The following is a 16,539-nucleotide window of genomic DNA, read 5'->3' as shown; positions in this document are numbered from 1 at the left end:
CACGACGCGCACGGGACCTCCACACCGGCTCACTACCCTGGGCCGGGTGCACCTGACCGCCCCGTTCCGCCGCGCCCTCGTCGCGCTGCTCGCCGCCGTCGCGCTGCTCGCGACCGCGGCGCCGGCCGGTGCCGCCACCGACGCCGAGGACGACGCCGCGCCCGGCCCGGTCGTGCTGCTCGGGACGACGGGCCTGCGCTGGGACGACGTGTCGCCCGAGGAGACGCCCGCCCTCGCGCGGCTGCTGCGCGAGGCGTCGGTCGCCGACATGGCGATCCGCAGCGTCCGCACCGTGGCCTGCCCGATCGACGGCTGGCTGGCGCTGTCGGCCGGTCGCCGCGCCGCCGACGCGCCGCGCACCTCGTCCGAGCCGCTGTGCCGGACGCCGAAGGAGCCCGCGCGGCAGGGCACGACCGCTGTGCTGCAGGACTTCTCGGTCTACGACGAGATCGCACGCGAGGGCAGCTTCGACGCCCGGCCCGGCACCCTGGGCGACCTCGTCCGCGAGGCGCGGGTGTCGGTCACCGCGGTCGGGCCCGGCGCCGCGATCGCGCTGGTCGGCACGGACGGCAAGGTGGTCGGCGACTACGAGGCACGCCCGCGCGAGCCGGAGGGGCTCGCCGACGTGCTCACGCCGCGGCTCGAGCGCGACGACCTGCTCGTGGTCGACCTCGGCACCGTGCGCGACGGCGAGGACCTCGGTGCCAAGGACCCCGACCGGCTCGCCGGCTCGCGCGCCGACCAGGTCGCGCGGATCGAGGCGCGGGTGGAGGCCGCGCTGTCGGTGCTGCCCGACGGCGCCACCGTCCTGCTCGCCTCGCTCGCCGACTCCGGCCGCACGCCGCACCTGCAGGCGCTGGCCGCCACCGGCCCCGCCCCGGCCGGCGACGCCTACGGCGAGAGCCTGCTCGGCAGCGGCTCGACCCGCCAGGACGGGCTGGTGCAGTCGACCGACCTGCTGCCCACCGTGCTGACGCTGGTCGGCATCGACGTGCCGACCGGCCTGCCCGGCGCCGTGATGACCCCCGTGCAGGGCGGCTCCGGCGCGGACGAGCGGCGCCAGCGCGTGCTCGACCTCGGCGAGGCCGCGATCACCGTGCAGCCGCTCGTCGTGTGGTTCTTCAACGGCCTGGTGATCGCGCAGATCCTGCTCTACGGCGCCGCGGCGCTGGCGCTGCGCAACAACTGGGGCGGCCCGGAGGGGCGCGGCCGCGTGCTCGGCGTCCTGCGCCGGGTCGCGGTGGTGTTCGCGTCGGTGCCGGTCTCGACCTTCCTGGCGAACCTCGCGCCCTGGTGGCGCGCCGAGCACGACCTGCTCGCCGTCGTCGGCGCCGTCTTCGCCTGGGTCGTCGTCATCGCCGGCACCGCCCTGCTCGGACCGTGGCGCGACCGGCGCCTCGGCCCGCTCGGCATCGTCTGCGGCCTGACCGCGGGCGTCCTCGCCGCCGACGTGCTCACCGGCTCGCACCTGCAGATCAGCTCGCTGATGGGGCAGCAGCCCGTCGTGGCCGGGCGCTTCTACGGGCTGGGCAACGTGCAGTTCGCGCTGTTCGCCACCGGCGCGCTCATGCTCGCCACCTCGCTCGCGGACGCGGCGCTGCGCGACGGCCGGCGCCGGCTCGCCGTGTGGATCGTCGTGGTCGTGGGCGTCGTCGCCGTGGTCATCGACGGCACACCCGGCATCGGCAGCGACTTCGGCGGCCCGCCCGCGATGGTGCCCGCGTTCACGCTGCTCGCCCTGCTCGTGGCCGGCGTGCGCATCACCTGGCGCCGCCTCGTGCTGATCGGGTTCGGCACCTTCGCCGTGGTCGCCGCGCTGTGCGTGGCCGACTGGCTGCGCCCGCCGGACTCGCGCACCCACCTCGGCCGCTTCCTGCAGACCGTCATCGACGGCGGCGCGCTCGCCGTCATCCAGCGCAAGGCGCTGCAGAACTGGGAGATCCTCACCGGCAGCTACCTGACGCTGCTGGTGCCCTTCGGCGCGGTCTTCGTCGGCTGGGTGCTGATGCGGCCGTCGGCGTGGGGCGCCCCGGCGCTGCAGCGCACCTACGAGGTCAGCCCGACGCTGCGGCACGGCCTGACGGCGCTGCTGGTGATGCTGACGATCGGGTTCGCGGTGAACGACTCGGGCACCGTGGTGCCCGCGATCGGCGCGACCCTGGTGATCCCGCTGCTCATCGCCGCGAGCGTGCGCACGATCGAGCTGTCCGGCTCACCGCCGGGGCAGCAGGCGCCCGACCGCGCGCCAGCCCGAGCGGGCGGCTAGCGCGCGGACGACGTCGCGGTACTGCCCGGCCCGGTGCAGCTGGGCACGCAGGTCGGTGCCGGTGACGCGGTGGTGCAGGTCGCACGGCACCTCCTGCACCCGCAGGCCGGCGCGCAGCAGGTCGATGGTCAGGCCGGTCTCGACGCCCCACCCCGCGGCGAGCGGCAGCGCGGTCTCGTAGGCCTCGCGGGTCAGGCAGCGCATGCCCGACAGCGGCTGGGTGGGCGTCCACCCGGTGGCCTGCTCGATGCCGCGGCGGGCGAGGTCGACGACCAGGCCGCGCCCACCGCCCGGGGTGGCCTGCACGGGCAGGATCGCGATCGTCATGTCGGCCTCGCCGGCGAGCACCGGCACCGCCAGCGGCGCCGTGCGCGCGGCCGTGCCGGCGAGGTCGCCGTCCACGAACAGCAGGGCCCGGGGCTCGAGCGTGCGGCCCGCGTCGGCCGAGGCGGCCGACTCGATCGCGGCGACGGTCGAGGCGCCGGTCTGCATCGCCGCGGCCTTGCCGCGGTTGCGGGCGTGGCGGACGACCCGCGCCCCCGCCTCGCGCGCCAGCTGCTGGGTGCGGTCGGTGCTGCCGTCGTCGACGACCACCACGAGGTCGGCCCCCGGGATCGTCAGCGCGGACGCGACCGTGGCCGCGATCCGCTCCTGCTCGTCCTTGGCCGGGATGACGACGGCGAGCTGCTGGGTCACCCGCGCAGGGTAGCGGCGGACGTGCGGCGCGAGATGTCGGCGCAGTCGAGGCAGACCTCCTCGGGCACCAGGCCGGCGCGCATCGCCAGCGCGAAGACCGTGCACCCGACGCACAGGCCGAAGACGGCCTCGAGGAACGGGAAGGCGACCATCATCGCGACGACCACCCAGGCGGCGACCGTCCAGCCCAGGCCGTACGCGAAGAGCACGACGAGCAGCGAGCAGACCGCCCCGATCGTCGCGGCGAAACGCTTGGGCGGGCCGGGCGTCGGACGCGGCGCCGCCGGCACGAGCGGGCGCAGCACCCGCAGCGCGACCTGGGCGAGCGGGCTGCGCGGGCCGAGCAGCACCCGCAGCGTGAAGTCGACGGCCAGCAGGGCGAACAGCCAGAGCCAGCCGGTGGCCGCGGCGAGGGTCGTGACGACGAGCACCTGGGCGGCGACGAGCCGCACGGTGACCTCGTCGACGACGCGCGGGAAGGTGGAGCGCAGGTCCATGCCGGCTCCAACGCGACCGGTCGCGTCCGGTCATCCTGCGGGACGGCACGTCCCGCATGGTGGACGCACTAGTGTCCGGCCATGACTGCGCACCCCCTGGGCGTGACGAGCGAGGTCGGACGGCTGCGCACGGTGGTGCTCCACCGTCCCGGCCGCGAGCTGAGCCGGCTGACGCCGCGCAACAACGACCGGCTGCTGTTCGACGGCATCCCGTGGGTCAGCCGCGCCCAGGACGAGCACGACGCGTTCGCCGAGGCCCTGCGCGGCCGCGGCGTCGAGGTGCTCTACCTGGCCGACCTGCTCACCGAGGCGCTGGCGGTGCCGCAGGCCCGGGCCGAGGCCGTCGCCGCCGCCGTCGACTCCCCGCTGCTCGGGGAGACGCTCGCCGCGCGGGTGCGCGAGCACCTCGAGGGGCTCGGCGACCAGGACCTCGCCACCACCCTGATGGGCGGGCTGCGCACAGACGAGCTGCTCACCGCCGCCGACGCCGGCCACGCCGGGCTGGTCGCCGCGCTCGCGGCGCCGTCCGACTTCGTGGTCGACCCGCTGCCGAACCTGCTGTTCACCCGCGACTCCTCGGCGTGGATCGGCGACCGGGTGGCGGTCACGTCGCTGGCGATGCCGGCCCGCGAGCGCGAGACGTCGCTGACCCGCTCGATCTACACCCACCACCCGCGGTTCGCCGGCGTCCAGCGGGTCTACGACCCGTCGATGGAGCACGTCGAGGGCGGCGACGTGCTGGTGCTCGGCAACGGCGTCCTCGCGGTCGGCACCGGCGAGCGCACCACGCCGGCGGGCGTGGAACGGCTGGCGCGGCAGGTGTTCTCGGCCGGCTGGGCGCACACGGTGCTGGCCGTCCCGATCGCGCAGGAGCGCGCGACGATGCACCTCGACACCATCTGCACGATGGTCGACCGCGACGCCGTGGTCATGTACCCCGTGGTCGCCGACTCGCTCACCGCGCTCACCGTGACGGGAGGCGACGGCGACCTCGAGGTGACCGGCCCGCGGCCCTTCCTCGAGGCGGCCGCCGACGCGATGGGCATCGACCGGCTGCGCGTCATCGACACCGGCCTCGACCCCGTGACCGCCGAGCGCGAGCAGTGGGACGACGGCAACAACACCCTCGCCGTCGCCCCGGGGGTGGTCGTCGCCTACGAGCGCAACACCGAGACCAACGCCCGGCTCGAGGAGCAGGGCATCGAGGTGATCGCGATCAGCGGCTCCGAGCTCGGGTCCGGCCGTGGCGGCCCGCGCTGCATGTCGTGCCCCGTCTCGCGGGACCCGCTGCCCTGACGACGCTGACGCGGGAGCAGCTGAACCGCGCGCTGCTGGCCCGCAACCTGCTGCTCGAGCGCGCGACCCTCGGCCCGGCCGAGGCGGTCGCGCACCTGGTCGCCGTCCAGGCGCAGGAGCCGCAGGAGCCGTACGTCGGGCTGTGGTCGCGGCTCGAGGCGTTCGACCCGCACGAGGCGAGCCGGCTGCTCGACGAGCGGGTGCTCGTGCGCACCCACCTGCTGCGCCGCACCGTGCACCTGGTGACCGCGGCCGACGCGCTCGGCCTGCGGGCGCTGCACCAGCCGATGCTCGACCAGCGCGGTCGCCCGGCGCTCGGCGTCGTCCCCGAGGGCACCGACCTCGAGGCCCTCAAGGCGGTGGCCCGGACCCTGCTGCACGCCGGGCCGCGGCGGATGCGCGAGACCGCGCGCGAGGTCGCGGTCGCGTTCCCCGGCCTCGACACCTCCTACCTCGGCGACTGGCTCGCCACCTCGCTCGCGCTGGTGCAGGTGCCGCCGCGCGGACGCTGGCGCGAGGACGGCCCGGCCGCGTGCACGACCTACCAGGCCTGGCTCGGGGCCGACCCGGAGCCGCTGGAGGGCGAGGCGGTGGTGGAGCGGGCCGCCCAGCTGGTGCTGCGCTACCTCGCGGCGTTCGGGCCGGCCGCGTCGGCCGACGTCCGCGCGTGGTGCGGCGTCGCCGGGCTCCCCGCGGCCGTGAAGCGGCTCGCTCCCGACCTGGTCACCCACCGCGACGAGCGCGGGCGGACGCTGCTCGACCTGCCCGGCGCCCCGCTGCCGGACGGCGACGTGCCCGCCCCGCCCCGCTTCCTGCCCGCGTTCGACAACGCCGTGCTCGGCTACGACGACCGCACCCGGGTGATCGACGACGCCCACAAGCACCTGTCGGTCGCGGGTGCCCGCTACCTGCTCGTCGACGGCCGGGTGGCCGCGACCTGGACGACGGCGGTGGACGGCGACCGGCTCGTGCTGGGGGTGCGCTCGCTCGGTGCCCCCGTCCGCTCGGCCGAGGTCGAGGACGAGGCCGAGCGGCTCCTCGCGCTGCTCGTTCCGCCTGGCGGGACAGGCGTCCTCGACTGGTCCTGACGCGTGCACCCGCCCGGGTGAGAGCGGGTCGCGGTGCGTGGAAGGTCCGGTCGGCCCGGGTCGTCCGGCTCAAGACGGGTTGTCCGGGACGCCGATGCTCCGGGCGACCCCTACTCCCAGGAGCCTCCCCCTATGTCCCGCCACGCTGCCGCGCGCCCGCGGCGCCCCCTCTCGCGAGCGCTGGTCGCCGGTCTCGCCACCCTCGGCCTCGCCGGCGGTCTCGCCGCCGCGGCCGGTGCACCCGCCCAGGCGGCCGGCGGCACCGTGCTGCTCGAGGACAACTTCATGTCCGCCTCGGTGACCGGAACCAGCTACGTCGCCGGCGGCATCAACACCACCGCGTGCCTGACGGCCGGGTCGAACACGACGCAGACGCCGATCCCCGGCTGCGGCGGCGTCGTGGACGCGAACGGCTCGGGCGCGCTGCGCCTGACGCCCGCGCAGAACGACCGCGCGGGCTTCCTGGTCTACGACAAGGCGCTGCCCACCAAGGCCGGCCTCGACATCACGTTCAACCAGTACCAGTGGGGCGGGACGCTCGCCGACGGCATCTCGTTCTTCCTCGCCAACGGCAACCAGAACCTCACGCGCGCAGGCGCTTTCGGCGGCTCGCTGGGCTACAACAACCAGGGCGCGACGACGGCCAACCCGGGTGTCCCGAACGCGCTGCTCGGCGTCGGCTTCGACGTCTACGGCAACTACACGGTCGAGACCCACAACGCCGGCTGCGCCGACACCGGCCTGCGCGGCAGCGCCCCCGCCAACCACAAGTACACCGTGGCGGTGCGTGGGCCGGGCAACGGCACCTCGGGCTACTGCCTGCTCAGCAGCGCGCAGCCCGCCGGCGAGCTGAACAAGGGGAGCGTGGGCAGCCGTCCCGCCGCCGTCGTGACCCGCGTCGTGGTCGACCCGCCGTCGAACCCGAGCCCGAAGGTGACCGTGTACCTCGACGGCCGCCAGGCCGTCCAGGTCGACCAGCCCGCCGCCCTGCAGACCACGCCGACCTTCAAGTTCGGCTGGGGCGCCTCGACCGGTGGCCAGAACAACAACCACGAGATCAACTTCCTCAAGGTCGAGTCGGTGAACCCGATCCTGCCCGACCTCGGCGTGGCCGGCCTCGGCCAGGTCGTCGACGCGGGCACCTCGACCACGCTGTCGTGGACGGTCGACGCCGACGCCGCGTCGGGCCCCGTCCCGGCGGGCGAGACGGTGCGCCTGCAGGCCGCCGCACCGTCCGGCACCACGTTCGGCACGCCGTCCGGGACCGGCTGGAGCTGCGGCACGAGCACGGCCACCCTGGTCGACTGCACCCGCACCAGCGGCACCGCCGTCGCCCCGGGCACCACGTTCCCGCCGGTCTCGGTGCTGGCCTCGGCCGGCTCCGCCAGCGGCCGCCAGACCGTCACCGCCACGGTCTCCAGCCCGAGCAACGACCCGACGCTCGCCACCGACGACACCTCCGCGACCGAGGTGCGCTGGCGCCCGGTCGTGCAGCCCGTCGAGGCCGACGAGATCGACGCCTCGGCGACCCCCTCGCCCGTGACGGTCGACCCGGTCGTCTCCGGCACCGGGCCGTTCACGATCTCCGTCTCCGCGCCCCTCGACCCCGCCACCGGCAGCGTGTCGGTCGTCGACGGCCGCCTCGTCCTGACGCCCGCGGCGGGCCAGAGCGGCGTGCTGAGCGCCCAGTACACGGCGACCGACGCCGACGGCGTGCAGAGCAACCCCGCCGAGGTGCTGGTGCTCGTGCGCCCGACCGTCGCGGAGGCAGCGCGGACCGTCGACGCCGGCGACGCCGTCTCGCACCAGGTGCCGACCCCGATGGGCCGGGGCCCGTTCACCTGGGAGCTCCTGCCGTACGACACGTCCTACGGGACCTTCGCGATCGACCAGGACGGCCTGGTGACCGGCCAGGTCGCCGGCTCGGTGAGCGGCGCGCTCGAGCTGCACTACCGCGTCCAGGACGAGCCCTACGGCGTCACGAGCCAGGCCGGCGTCCTCACGCTGACCGTGCGCCCCGTCGCCGGCTCGACCACGCAGCGGGTCGTGCTGGACGCCGACGGCGAGGCCACCACCCAGGTGACCCTGCCCGCGCCGTCCGGCACCGGGCCGTTCCGCTACGAGCTGGGCACCGTCCCCGCCGGCGTCACCGCGAGCGTGACCGGCGACGTGCTCACCGTCATCGCGGCCACCGGCACCAGCGGCAGCGCCGTCGTCCCCTACACCGTGGTGGACGGCAACGACGTACGCAGCACCGAGCGCACCGTCACCGTCGACGTCGCCCCGTACCTGGCGGCGCCCGGCGCGACCGGCACCGCCGACGCGACCACCACGGCGCCCGCGCCGACCGTCCTGGGCACGTCCCCGTTCGGCTGGGACGTCCAGGGCCCGGCCGGCGTCGACGCCACGGTCGCCGCCGACGGCCGGGTCACCCTCGACACCCGCGGCGCGAGCGGGACGTTCGACGTCCTGGTGACCGTCGAGGACGCCGACGGCGTGACGTCGTCGGACGTGGTGTCGTTCGACGTGCACCCGGTGGCGCACGACGTCGCCGCCGACGTCACGGCCTCGGCCACCCCGGCGGCGACCCGGCTGACGCCGGCCGCCCCGGTCGGCACCGGCACCGGCGCCTTCACCGTGGTCCAGGGCCTGGCCCCGGCCGACGGCTCGGTCGTGGTCGACGGGCAGTCGCTCCTCGTGACCCCCGCGGCGGGCTTCAGCGGCCTGCTCGAGGTCGGCTACACCGTCGCCGGCGCCGACGGTCTCACCAGCGCGCCGGCGACGGCGACGCTGCGGGTCAGCCCGGTCGCGCTCGCGTCGTCCGGCTCGCTGGAGTCCGGCACCGCGGCGGCGTTCGTGCTGCCGACCCCGGTCGGCCGCGGCGCGTTCGTCGCCGAGCTGGTCTCGGCGGCGTCCGGCCCGTTCGGCTCGGTGGCCGTCGTGGGCGGCGAGCTGCGGTTCACCGCCGCGTCGACCTTCTCCGGCCAGGTGGTGGTGCAGTACCGCGTCACCGACGCAGCCGGGCTCGTCAGCGCCCCCGCCGACGTGGTCGTCGACGTCGTCCCCGCGACGCCGGGCGGCACCACGCCCACCAGCGCGCGTCCCGGCGGCACCGCGGGCTCGCCCGTGACCGGTCCGACGCCGCAGCCCACCGGCACCGGCCCGTTCACCTTCGAGCTGGTCGGGACCGTCCCGCCGTCGGTCGGCACCGCCACGATCGACCCGGCGACCGGCGTCATCACCTTCGTCCCGGCCCCGGGCTGGAGCGGCGAGGCGCCCGTGCTGTACCGCGTGGTCGACGGCAACGGCGACCCGAGCGCGCCGTCCGAGGTGGTGTTCGTCGTCGCCCCGGTGGCGCCCGGCGCCCCGGCCCCGACGACCACCGTCGCGGGCACCCCGGTGACGGTGACCCTGCCGGCGCCGGTGGGCACCGGTCCGTTCACCTGGACGATCGTGACCGGCCCGACCCCGCAGCAGGGGACGCTCGTGCTCGACCAGGCGACGGGCGAGCTGCGGTTCGTCCCGGCGCCCGGGTACACCGGCTCGTTCGAGGTGACCTACACGGTCACCGACGCGAACGGCCTGGTCAGCGCGCCGCAGGTGCTCGGGATCAGCGTCACCGCGGCGCCGGTGCCGCCGGCCGCGACGGCCGCCGCGGTCGTCGAGGCCGCGCGGGCGGTCGTCGCCGCGACCCTGCCGCGCACCGGCACCGAGCTCGCCCTCGCGGCGGGCCTGGCGGGCGCGCTGGTCCTGGCGGGCGGGGCGCTGCTGCTGCTCACCCGCCGCACCGCCGGCTGAGGCCGGACGGGGGGGAGGTGTCGTGTCGCGTCAGCGGATGGTGAGCTGGCGCGACACGACACCGGCGCGGGCGCGGCGCTGCTCGACGGTGAGGTCGGAGCTGTCGGCCATCGCCTCGTCGAGCCGCTCGCCGAAGGCCTTGGCGGTGTCCTCGACGTCGTCGGCGACCGCGCCCGGCACGAGGTCCCACACCGGGACGATCAGGCCGTGGGCGCGGAACGAGCCGATGTAGCGGGTGCCCTCGCCCAGGTCGGAGCCGCCCGCGGCGTGCAGGCGGGCGAGCCCGTCGAGGAACGTCTCCTCGGGATGCGGCAGCACCCAGCGCAGGTGCGTCTTGGCGCCGATGCGGCACCAGTACGCGGCCTCGACGCTCACGAGCCGCTCGGTGGGGATGATCGCGGCGTTCGCGCGCTCCATCGAGTCGCGCACGTCGTCGGTCTGCTCGGCGTCGTCGCCCAGCCAGAACTCGAACGTCTCGTGCATCCGGACCGCGAACGGCACCGACGGGTCGAGCACGTCCTGCAGGCGCGGGCCGGCGGTCGGGAACCCGGTGCCGGGGATCGGCGAGCCGGGGTCGGCCTCGGCGGCGGCGAGCAGGGCCGCCGCGAGGTCGCGGCTCGGGTCGCCGGAGCCGGAGGGCGTCTGGAGGCCGACCATCACCTCGCCGTCGCCGCGGCGCAGCGCGGCCCAGGCCATCGGCAGGACCGTGGCGACCGTGGCGTCGACGGCGCCGTGCTCGGCGGTGGTGCGCACCCGCACGGTGGCTGCCGGGACGATCTCGCGCAGCGCCACCCAGTCGCACTCGCCCTCGAGGCCCTCGAAGGGGCGGGCGACGTGCTCGACGGCGCTCTGCGACGCGGCCCGCCCGTGGCAGAGCTTGTAGCGCTTGCCCGAGCCGCAGGGGCACGGCTCACGGGGACCGACGACCGGGATCTCGGCACCCTCGGGGAGCGGTGCGGTGGCCGCTGCGGCGCGGCGCGACTTCTTGCCCATGCGGGCGAGCCTAGTGGCCGCCCTCAGCCGCGACGGCGGCGGCGGGAGGGCCCGCCCAGGCACGCCCACACGGTGCGCTGGCCGCCGGTGTCCTCGACCACGCCCCACTCGTGCGCCATGTGCCGCACGATCCGCAGCCCGCGGCCGTGGGTCGACATGGCGGTGGGGCGCAACGGCCGGGGCTGGCTGCTCGACCCGCCGTCGGTCACCTCGACGTCGACGACGCCGCCGCGGACCTGCCAGCGCAGCAGCAGCCGGCCGTCGTCGAGGGGCTGGGCGTGGCGCACGGCGTTGCCGAGCAGCTCGGACACCACGATCGCCGTCTCGTGGACGACGGTCGGGTCGGCCCGGCTCACGACGTCGCGCAGCACGGCGCGGCGCGCCGACGACACGGCCGCCGCGCGGTGCGGCACGGCCAGCGCCCTGGCGTCACCTCGCTGGCGCGACTCCACCAGCTCCTTCGTGTCGAGCTCTGTCTCGCGTACGTCCCCACCCCAGGACATCGCAGGCTGACCCATCACACCTCCCTGTGCGCAGCTGCCCACGTGTCACTCGCGTCCCAGGGGATACCCCTCCCGCGCTCGTGTCAAACGTCCGCGCACCTCGGAGGGCCGGTTGGTGATGATCGCCTGCACACCGTGCTCGAGGCACAGGTCGACGTCCTCCGGACGGTCGACCGTCCAGACGTGGACGTCGTGACCGGCCTCGCGCACCTGCCGCACCCAGTCCGGGTGCTCGCGCAGGACGTGCACGCCGGGTCCCAGCACGTGCGCGCCCGCCGGCAGGCGGGTGGGACGGCGCGCGGCCCAGCGGGGACGGTCGTCGACGAGCAGGACCGTGGTGAGGTCGGGCGCCATCGCGCGGACCCGCCCGACCGCGCGGGCCGAGAAGCTCATCACCCGGACGGGGCTCGGGGTGCCGTCGGCGGCGTCGGACGCCCAGCCGAACCAGTCGGCGAGGTCGACGACCTGGCGCTCGACCTCGCCGGCGTACCGGGTGGGGTGCTTGGTCTCGACCGCGACCTCGACCCGGCGCCCGGCGTCGGCGGCGAGCTCGAACAGGCGGCGCAGCGTGAGCGGCCCGCCCGCGGGGCTGCTCCAGTCGAGGCGGCGCAGGTCGGCGAGGGTGCGGTCGGCGAACCGGCCGCGCCCGTCGCTCGTCCGGTCGAGGGTGGGGTCGTGGTGGCACACCAGGTGGCCGTCGGCGGTCAGCCGCACGTCGCACTCGAGGCCGTCGGCGCCCTGGGCGATCGCAAGCGCGTACGCCTCCTCGGTGTGCTCCGGCAGCTCGTGCGACGCACCGCGGTGCGCTACCACCGATGGCGTCGATGCGGTCGTCTGCGGCTCTCTGTCGTCGGCGCTAGACAGCGGGATACTCCTGGATCGTCGGCGGTCAGTCGTTCGTGACGCCGTCCAGCATCTCGCGCAGGACGTCGGCCTGGCCCGCGTGGCGCGCCGTCTCCTCGACCAGGTGGACGGTGATCGTGCGCAGGGTGTCGAGGCCCTCCTCGCCCGGGTTGGCGATCGCGGCGAGCTGCTCCATGCCGTCCGCGGCGAGCACGATCTCGTCGCTGCGGGCCCCGGCGGCCTCGTAGGCCGCCACCACGTCGGCGACGGTCGCGCCCGCGGGAGGCGCGAACGAGGTGTCGCGCTCGACGGCGTCGCCGGTGAGGAACACCCGCTCGAACCAGTGCTGCTCGACGCCGGTGAGGTGGTGGAGGATGCCGAGCAGGCTCGTTCCCGACGGCACCCCGGGACGGCGGACCTGCTCCTCGTCGAGGTCGCGCAGGGTGCGGACGACCTCGCGGCGCAGGTGCCGCAGGTAGGCGAGGTGCGTGTCGCGCTCGGAGCGGGGCTCGGTCACGGGGCCACCCTGGCACCGCTTCCTCCAGCCTGTCGACATCGTTCGATGGTGGTTGCTGTGGTTGTCATCCACTGATGTTATCGTACAGGTGTTCGATCAGCGAAGGACGGGGTGGCTGGCGGTGGGGTACGCGAAGGCGCGGGAGGGGCGGCTGGTCGCCTCGCTGCGCCGGCGTGCCCTCGAGCGCGCCCGGGCCGACCACGCCGGGTACGTCGACGTCCGCCGCCTCGCACAGCACTCGCGGTCGGTGAACCGGTGGCGGCTCGGCACAGCCCTGGTGTCGCGGCGCTCGGTCACCGGCAACGTGGTCTGCGCCGAGCCCGACCTCGACGACCTGGCCGGCCGCGAGCTGGCCGCCGCGCTCGGGCTGACCCTGCACGAGGCGGCGGGCCGGGTGCGGACGGCCGACCTGCTCGCGACGACGCTCACCGGCACGGCCGAGGCGCTGCGGCTGGGCAGGGTCGACGACCGCCGCGTGCAGGTCGTCGTCCGCGCGGTCGACGGGCTCGACGAGGTCGCGCAGCGCGCCGTCGACGCCCGGGTGGTCGAGCAGATCCGCGGCGCGACGCCTTGGGAGGACTGCGTCGGGCGCACCTTCGCCGACCGCGTCCGCACGGTGGTGGCCGAGGTCGTCACCCGCCGACGCGAGGAGCTCGAGGAGCAGGTGCGCGCGGCGACCCACGTATGGGCCCGCGTGCACCCGGACGAGCCCGCGCTCGCGACCCTCACCGTCACCGGACCCACCGAGGTCGTGCTCGCGGTCGCCGACGCGCTGGTGGTCGCCTCGGCGCGGATGGACGACGAGGAGCTCGCCGGCCGTACCCGCGACCAGGCGTCCGTCGACGTGCTGGCCGGGTGCGTGCTCGGTGGGTCCGGCCCGGTGCGGGTTCCCCACCGACCGGTACGTCGCGAGCTCGGGGTCGTGCTGCACGCCGACGCCCTGCTCGACGACGGCCCCGCCCGCTCGAGCGCCGCGCAGGCGCGGTGCGGCTCCGGTGGAGAAGCGCTGACCTGGACCGACGCCGGCACCGCCCGCTTCCTCGCCGACTCGCTCGTCGAGGCGGGCACCGCCACCGTGCTGCTGCTGGCCGACGGCGACGGCCGGCTGGTCCGCACGCTGCGGGTGCGCACCCCCGACGGCGGCTGGACGCGCGAGCTGCTGGTGGGCGCGGCGCGGCGGGAGGCGGCCCGCACCGCGCACGTCACCCAGGCGCCCGGCTACGTGCCGGCGGCCGCCGTCGTCGACGAGGTCCGGGCCCGCGACCCCCGGTGCACGTTCCCCGGGTGCGGCGTCGCGTCCGTCCGGTGCGACCTCGACCACGACGAGCCCTGGCCGCGGGGCCCGACGTCGACCACGAACCTCACGCCCCGCTCCCGAAGGTGCCACCGGTACAAGACCGTCGGCCTGTGGCGCTCCCGCACGGTCCTCGACCGGCGGGGGCGGGTCGTCGCGCACCGGTGGACCAGCCCCCTCGGCACCGAGCAGGTCGTCGAGGTCCCGCGCCTGCCCGGGTGCTGACGCCCGCTCAGCCCAAGAGCTCCCGAGCTGCGCGGAAGGTCTCGTGCACCTTCGCGCGCGCGTCTCGGCTGGGGGAGTTGTAGTTCTGCGGACCCGGGTGGATGCAGTGCAGGAGATGTATACGGCGGTCCTCAAGCGTCGAGGACAGTGGTCCCAGACCGGCTTGCGCCCTCTTGCCCAAGGCGATGACGACCCGGACCTCGGTTGCGAGATCCAGCAGGCGGACGAGAAACTCCCGGCCCCGTGTCACGTCGGCGGTAGTCACCGGGGCGTTCCGCTTCTCGGTTCCGACATACCAGGGGACGGCGTTCCAGTGCAGCCCCGCGGTCCGCGACAGTCCGGACGCGCGGTACGCGTGCCACACATTCTTCGCGGTCTCGTCGTCGTTGTCGGCCGACAACATGCCCGATCCCAGTGCGGCGGGTCCGGCTGGCGACTCGAGGACCAGGAGGACACGTGCTGCGACCCCGCCGCTGTCCGGGTCGATGTAGGGCACGTTGACGGTGGCGGGAGCCACACCTCGCTCCACCGCGATCTCGTCACGGATGACATCAACGAAGTCGTTGACCGGACGCACGTGCTCCTCGCGCAGACGTGCGCGCTTCGCGGCGAGGAACGCGACGTCCCTGTGCCGCTTGGGAACGTCGCTGAACTCTGTAGGCAGGTGCACTGTCGTCGTCCTCGTCTCGTCGGTGGCCTCAGCGTCGCAGCAGCGGGCCGGGGTCGAAGCGGTCGCGCAGGCGGCGCCACCACGGGCGTCCCGACGCGAGCCCGCGCTCGAAGGCGACCAGCTCGGCCCAGGCGCGGTCGACCTCCTCGGGGTCGGTCGCGCGGCCGCTGAAGCGGGCCCGCTGGGCCCGGGTGGCGAGGTCGCCGAGGGCGGGGGCGCCGACGAGCACGACGACGTCCTCGGGCACCCGCGCGCCGGCGGACGGGCGACGGGGCAGCGCGCGCTGCTCGGTGAGGCGGTCCAGCGCCTCGTCCCAGACGCCGGCGACGGCGCGGTCGGGTGGGGCCGCGCGACGGCGGCGGCGGCGCCACCCCTTCAGCACCGGCGGGCTCAGCAGGACGAGCAGCACGAACGCCCCACCCGCGACCAGCGTGCCGACGAGCGCGCCCGAGGAGGACCCGGCCGCCTGCGCGGCGGGGTCGTCCTCGTCCCGGCCCGGAGCCTCGTCGTCCGTGCCCGGCGCGGCCCCGGTGTCGTCACCGCCACCCGGGGCGGGGACCGGCTCGGGGACGGGGACCGCGGCGCGTCCGGCTCCCGGGGTCGCCTCGAGCGGCACCCACCCGACGTCCTCGAGCCGCACCTCGGTCCACACGTGCAGGTCGCGCGAGGACAGCTCGACGTCGTCCTGGGCACCGGGCCGGTCCGGCACCAGGTACCCCACCACCACCCGGCTGTCGACGCCGAGCAGCCTCGACGCCAGCGCCAGCGCGCTGGCGTACTGCTCGGGGGAGCCGGCACCGGTCTCGAGCAGCCGCTCGACCTGCACCAGCCCGTTGCCCGTCGGCAGCCCCGCCTCGTCGTCGGGCTCGGTGCGGGCGAAGCGGTTCGGGTCGCGCAGCGCCGCCTGCACCTGGGCCGCGCGGGCGAACCCGTCGGGGCGGCTGCGGGCCTGCTCGACCAGCTCGGCGAGCAGCGGGGCGTCGGCTCCGACGACGTGGGCGAGGTCGGGCAGGTCGGTGCCGGGGCCGGCGTCGAGCAGCACGTCGTCGTCCGGGTCGGGCCGCACGCCCGTGACCGTGACGACGGGAGGCAGCTGCGCGCCGAGCGGGACCGCGACGTCGCCGTCGGCGGGGTCGACGCCGAGGCCGGAGACCGACACCCGCGTCGGACGCCCCGGGCTGGGCAGCCAGTCGAGCAGGTCGGGCGCCAGCACCTCGAAGGTGGTGGTCGTCGACGCCGTGCGACCCGCGACCGGTCCCGGGGGCAGGTCGCGACCCGCCCGCTGGTAGGTGGCATCGGCCGTCCAGCCCGAACCGTCGAACTCGTCGAGCGAGACCATCGGGAACCGGTCGGGGACCTGGCCGCCGGTGACCACCGCGACGGTGCGCGGCGGGTTGGTCTGGCTGGCGGCATACAGCGACAACGGGTTCACCGGCTGCCGCGGCGTGACCGGCACCGCCAGGTCGGCGCGCAGGTCGACCGGGGGGCGTCCGCCGTCGGCGAGCGCCGACGACGCGACAGCGCCCGCCACCACGGCCACCACCGCGAGCGGGACGCCGGCGAGAAGCGACCGCCAGCCCTCCCCGGTGCGGAGCAGCAGCGGGTCGAGCACGAGCAGCAGCAGGCCCAGCACCACCACCGGCACCAGCAGCGGGACCGGTTGCGGCACAGGGCTCGTCACCGCCAGCGCGGCGACCACGACGAGCGCGGCCGGCGCCAGCACCCACACCTGGCGCGCCCCCACCACGGCCCGGTCGGCGGCCAGCGCGGCCGCCACCGCCGTCACGGCCGCCCAGGCCGCGACCAGGCCGGCGACCCCGCTGCCGACGACGGCGACGCGTCGCCCGTCCCCG

The 16,539-nt window shown here is 76.0% G+C and carries 13 protein-coding genes; 5 read left to right on the top strand and 8 right to left on the bottom strand.

Annotation, left to right across the window (positions count from 1 at the left end; all coding sequences use genetic code 11):
• The first annotated feature begins 46 nt into the window (after window positions 1-46).
• Window positions 47-2,266 carry a hypothetical protein gene (locus ACYVKY_RS09990; protein WP_460434823.1) on the top strand — a complete coding sequence of 740 codons (2,220 nt, stop codon included), beginning with the start codon at window positions 47-49 and terminating at the stop codon, window positions 2,264-2,266.
• On the opposite strand, the gene ACYVKY_RS09985 is transcribed toward ACYVKY_RS09990, so the two are convergent.
• Window positions 2,213-3,007 (bottom strand): glycosyltransferase family 2 protein, encoded by a 795-nt coding sequence (locus tag ACYVKY_RS09985; RefSeq protein ID WP_460434845.1) that lies wholly within the window; start codon window positions 3,005-3,007, stop codon window positions 2,213-2,215. The genes ACYVKY_RS09990 and ACYVKY_RS09985 overlap by 54 nt on opposite strands.
• Window positions 2,959-3,459 (bottom strand): DUF4395 domain-containing protein, encoded by a 501-nt coding sequence (locus tag ACYVKY_RS09980; protein ID WP_460434822.1) that lies wholly within the window; start codon window positions 3,457-3,459, stop codon window positions 2,959-2,961. The genes ACYVKY_RS09985 and ACYVKY_RS09980 overlap by 49 nt, the downstream gene beginning before the upstream one ends.
• 81 nt (window positions 3,460-3,540) lie before the next feature.
• Between ACYVKY_RS09980 and arcA the strand changes: the two genes are divergently transcribed.
• From arcA to ACYVKY_RS09965, 3 genes are all read left to right on the top strand, one after another.
• Window positions 3,541-4,755, top strand: a complete 1,215-nt coding sequence (gene arcA, locus ACYVKY_RS09975) for an arginine deiminase (RefSeq protein ID WP_460434821.1) — start codon at window positions 3,541-3,543, stop codon at window positions 4,753-4,755.
• Entirely contained in the window at window positions 4,752-5,843 is a 1,092-nt protein-coding gene (locus ACYVKY_RS09970) for a winged helix DNA-binding domain-containing protein (protein ID WP_460434844.1), read from the top strand. Before arcA ends, ACYVKY_RS09970 begins: the two co-directional genes overlap by 4 nt.
• 132 nt (window positions 5,844-5,975) lie before the next feature.
• Window positions 5,976-9,641 carry an Ig-like domain-containing protein gene (locus tag ACYVKY_RS09965; RefSeq protein WP_460434820.1) on the top strand — a complete coding sequence of 1,222 codons (3,666 nt, stop codon included), beginning with the start codon at window positions 5,976-5,978 and terminating at the stop codon, window positions 9,639-9,641.
• A gap of 30 nt (window positions 9,642-9,671) precedes the next feature.
• Here ACYVKY_RS09965 and ACYVKY_RS09960 read toward each other — a convergent pair whose 3' ends face one another.
• From ACYVKY_RS09960 to ACYVKY_RS09945, 4 genes are all read right to left on the bottom strand, one after another.
• Window positions 9,672-10,634, bottom strand: a complete 963-nt coding sequence (locus ACYVKY_RS09960) for a DUF5926 family protein (RefSeq protein WP_460434819.1) — start codon at window positions 10,632-10,634, stop codon at window positions 9,672-9,674.
• Between the two features lie 23 nt (window positions 10,635-10,657).
• On the bottom strand, window positions 10,658-11,086 hold the full coding sequence (locus ACYVKY_RS09955; protein WP_460434818.1) for an ATP-binding protein: 429 nt from the start codon (window positions 11,084-11,086) through the stop codon (window positions 10,658-10,660).
• A gap of 96 nt (window positions 11,087-11,182) precedes the next feature.
• A complete protein-coding gene (locus ACYVKY_RS09950; protein WP_460434817.1) occupies window positions 11,183-11,950 on the bottom strand; it encodes a glycerophosphodiester phosphodiesterase in 768 nt (255 codons plus the stop codon).
• 76 nt (window positions 11,951-12,026) lie between these two features.
• On the bottom strand, window positions 12,027-12,497 hold the full coding sequence (locus ACYVKY_RS09945) for a DinB family protein (RefSeq protein WP_460434816.1): 471 nt from the start codon (window positions 12,495-12,497) through the stop codon (window positions 12,027-12,029).
• An 88-nt stretch (window positions 12,498-12,585) separates the two neighbouring features.
• Between ACYVKY_RS09945 and ACYVKY_RS09940 the strand changes: the two genes are divergently transcribed.
• A complete protein-coding gene (locus ACYVKY_RS09940) occupies window positions 12,586-14,016 on the top strand; it encodes an HNH endonuclease signature motif containing protein (RefSeq protein ID WP_460434815.1) in 1,431 nt (476 codons plus the stop codon).
• A gap of 7 nt (window positions 14,017-14,023) precedes the next feature.
• Here ACYVKY_RS09940 and ACYVKY_RS09935 read toward each other — a convergent pair whose 3' ends face one another.
• Both ACYVKY_RS09935 and ACYVKY_RS09930 read right to left on the bottom strand, forming a co-directional pair.
• A complete protein-coding gene (locus tag ACYVKY_RS09935) occupies window positions 14,024-14,686 on the bottom strand; it encodes a uracil-DNA glycosylase (protein WP_460434814.1) in 663 nt (220 codons plus the stop codon).
• Window positions 14,687-14,714: 28 nt separating this feature from the next.
• On the bottom strand, window positions 14,715-16,539 hold a 1,825-nt coding region (locus ACYVKY_RS09930; RefSeq protein WP_460434813.1), incomplete at its 5' end, for a transglutaminase family protein.

Source organism: Angustibacter speluncae (assembly GCF_054777815.1).
The sequence above is the reverse complement of the archived record's forward strand: the minus strand, read 5'-3'. Positions and strand labels throughout refer to the sequence as shown.

What these genes read in the sequence shown, in the direction of transcription:
- ACYVKY_RS09980 (WP_460434822.1), bottom strand. Translation starts at nt 3,459, where the DNA reads ATGGACCTGCGCTCCACCTTCCCGCGCGTCGTCGACGAGGTCACCGTG.
- arcA (WP_460434821.1), top strand. Translation starts at nt 3,541, where the DNA reads ATGACTGCGCACCCCCTGGGCGTGACGAGCGAGGTCGGACGGCTGCGC.
- ACYVKY_RS09965 (WP_460434820.1), top strand. Translation starts at nt 5,976, where the DNA reads ATGTCCCGCCACGCTGCCGCGCGCCCGCGGCGCCCCCTCTCGCGAGCG.
- ACYVKY_RS09960 (WP_460434819.1), bottom strand. Translation starts at nt 10,634, where the DNA reads ATGGGCAAGAAGTCGCGCCGCGCCGCAGCGGCCACCGCACCGCTCCCC.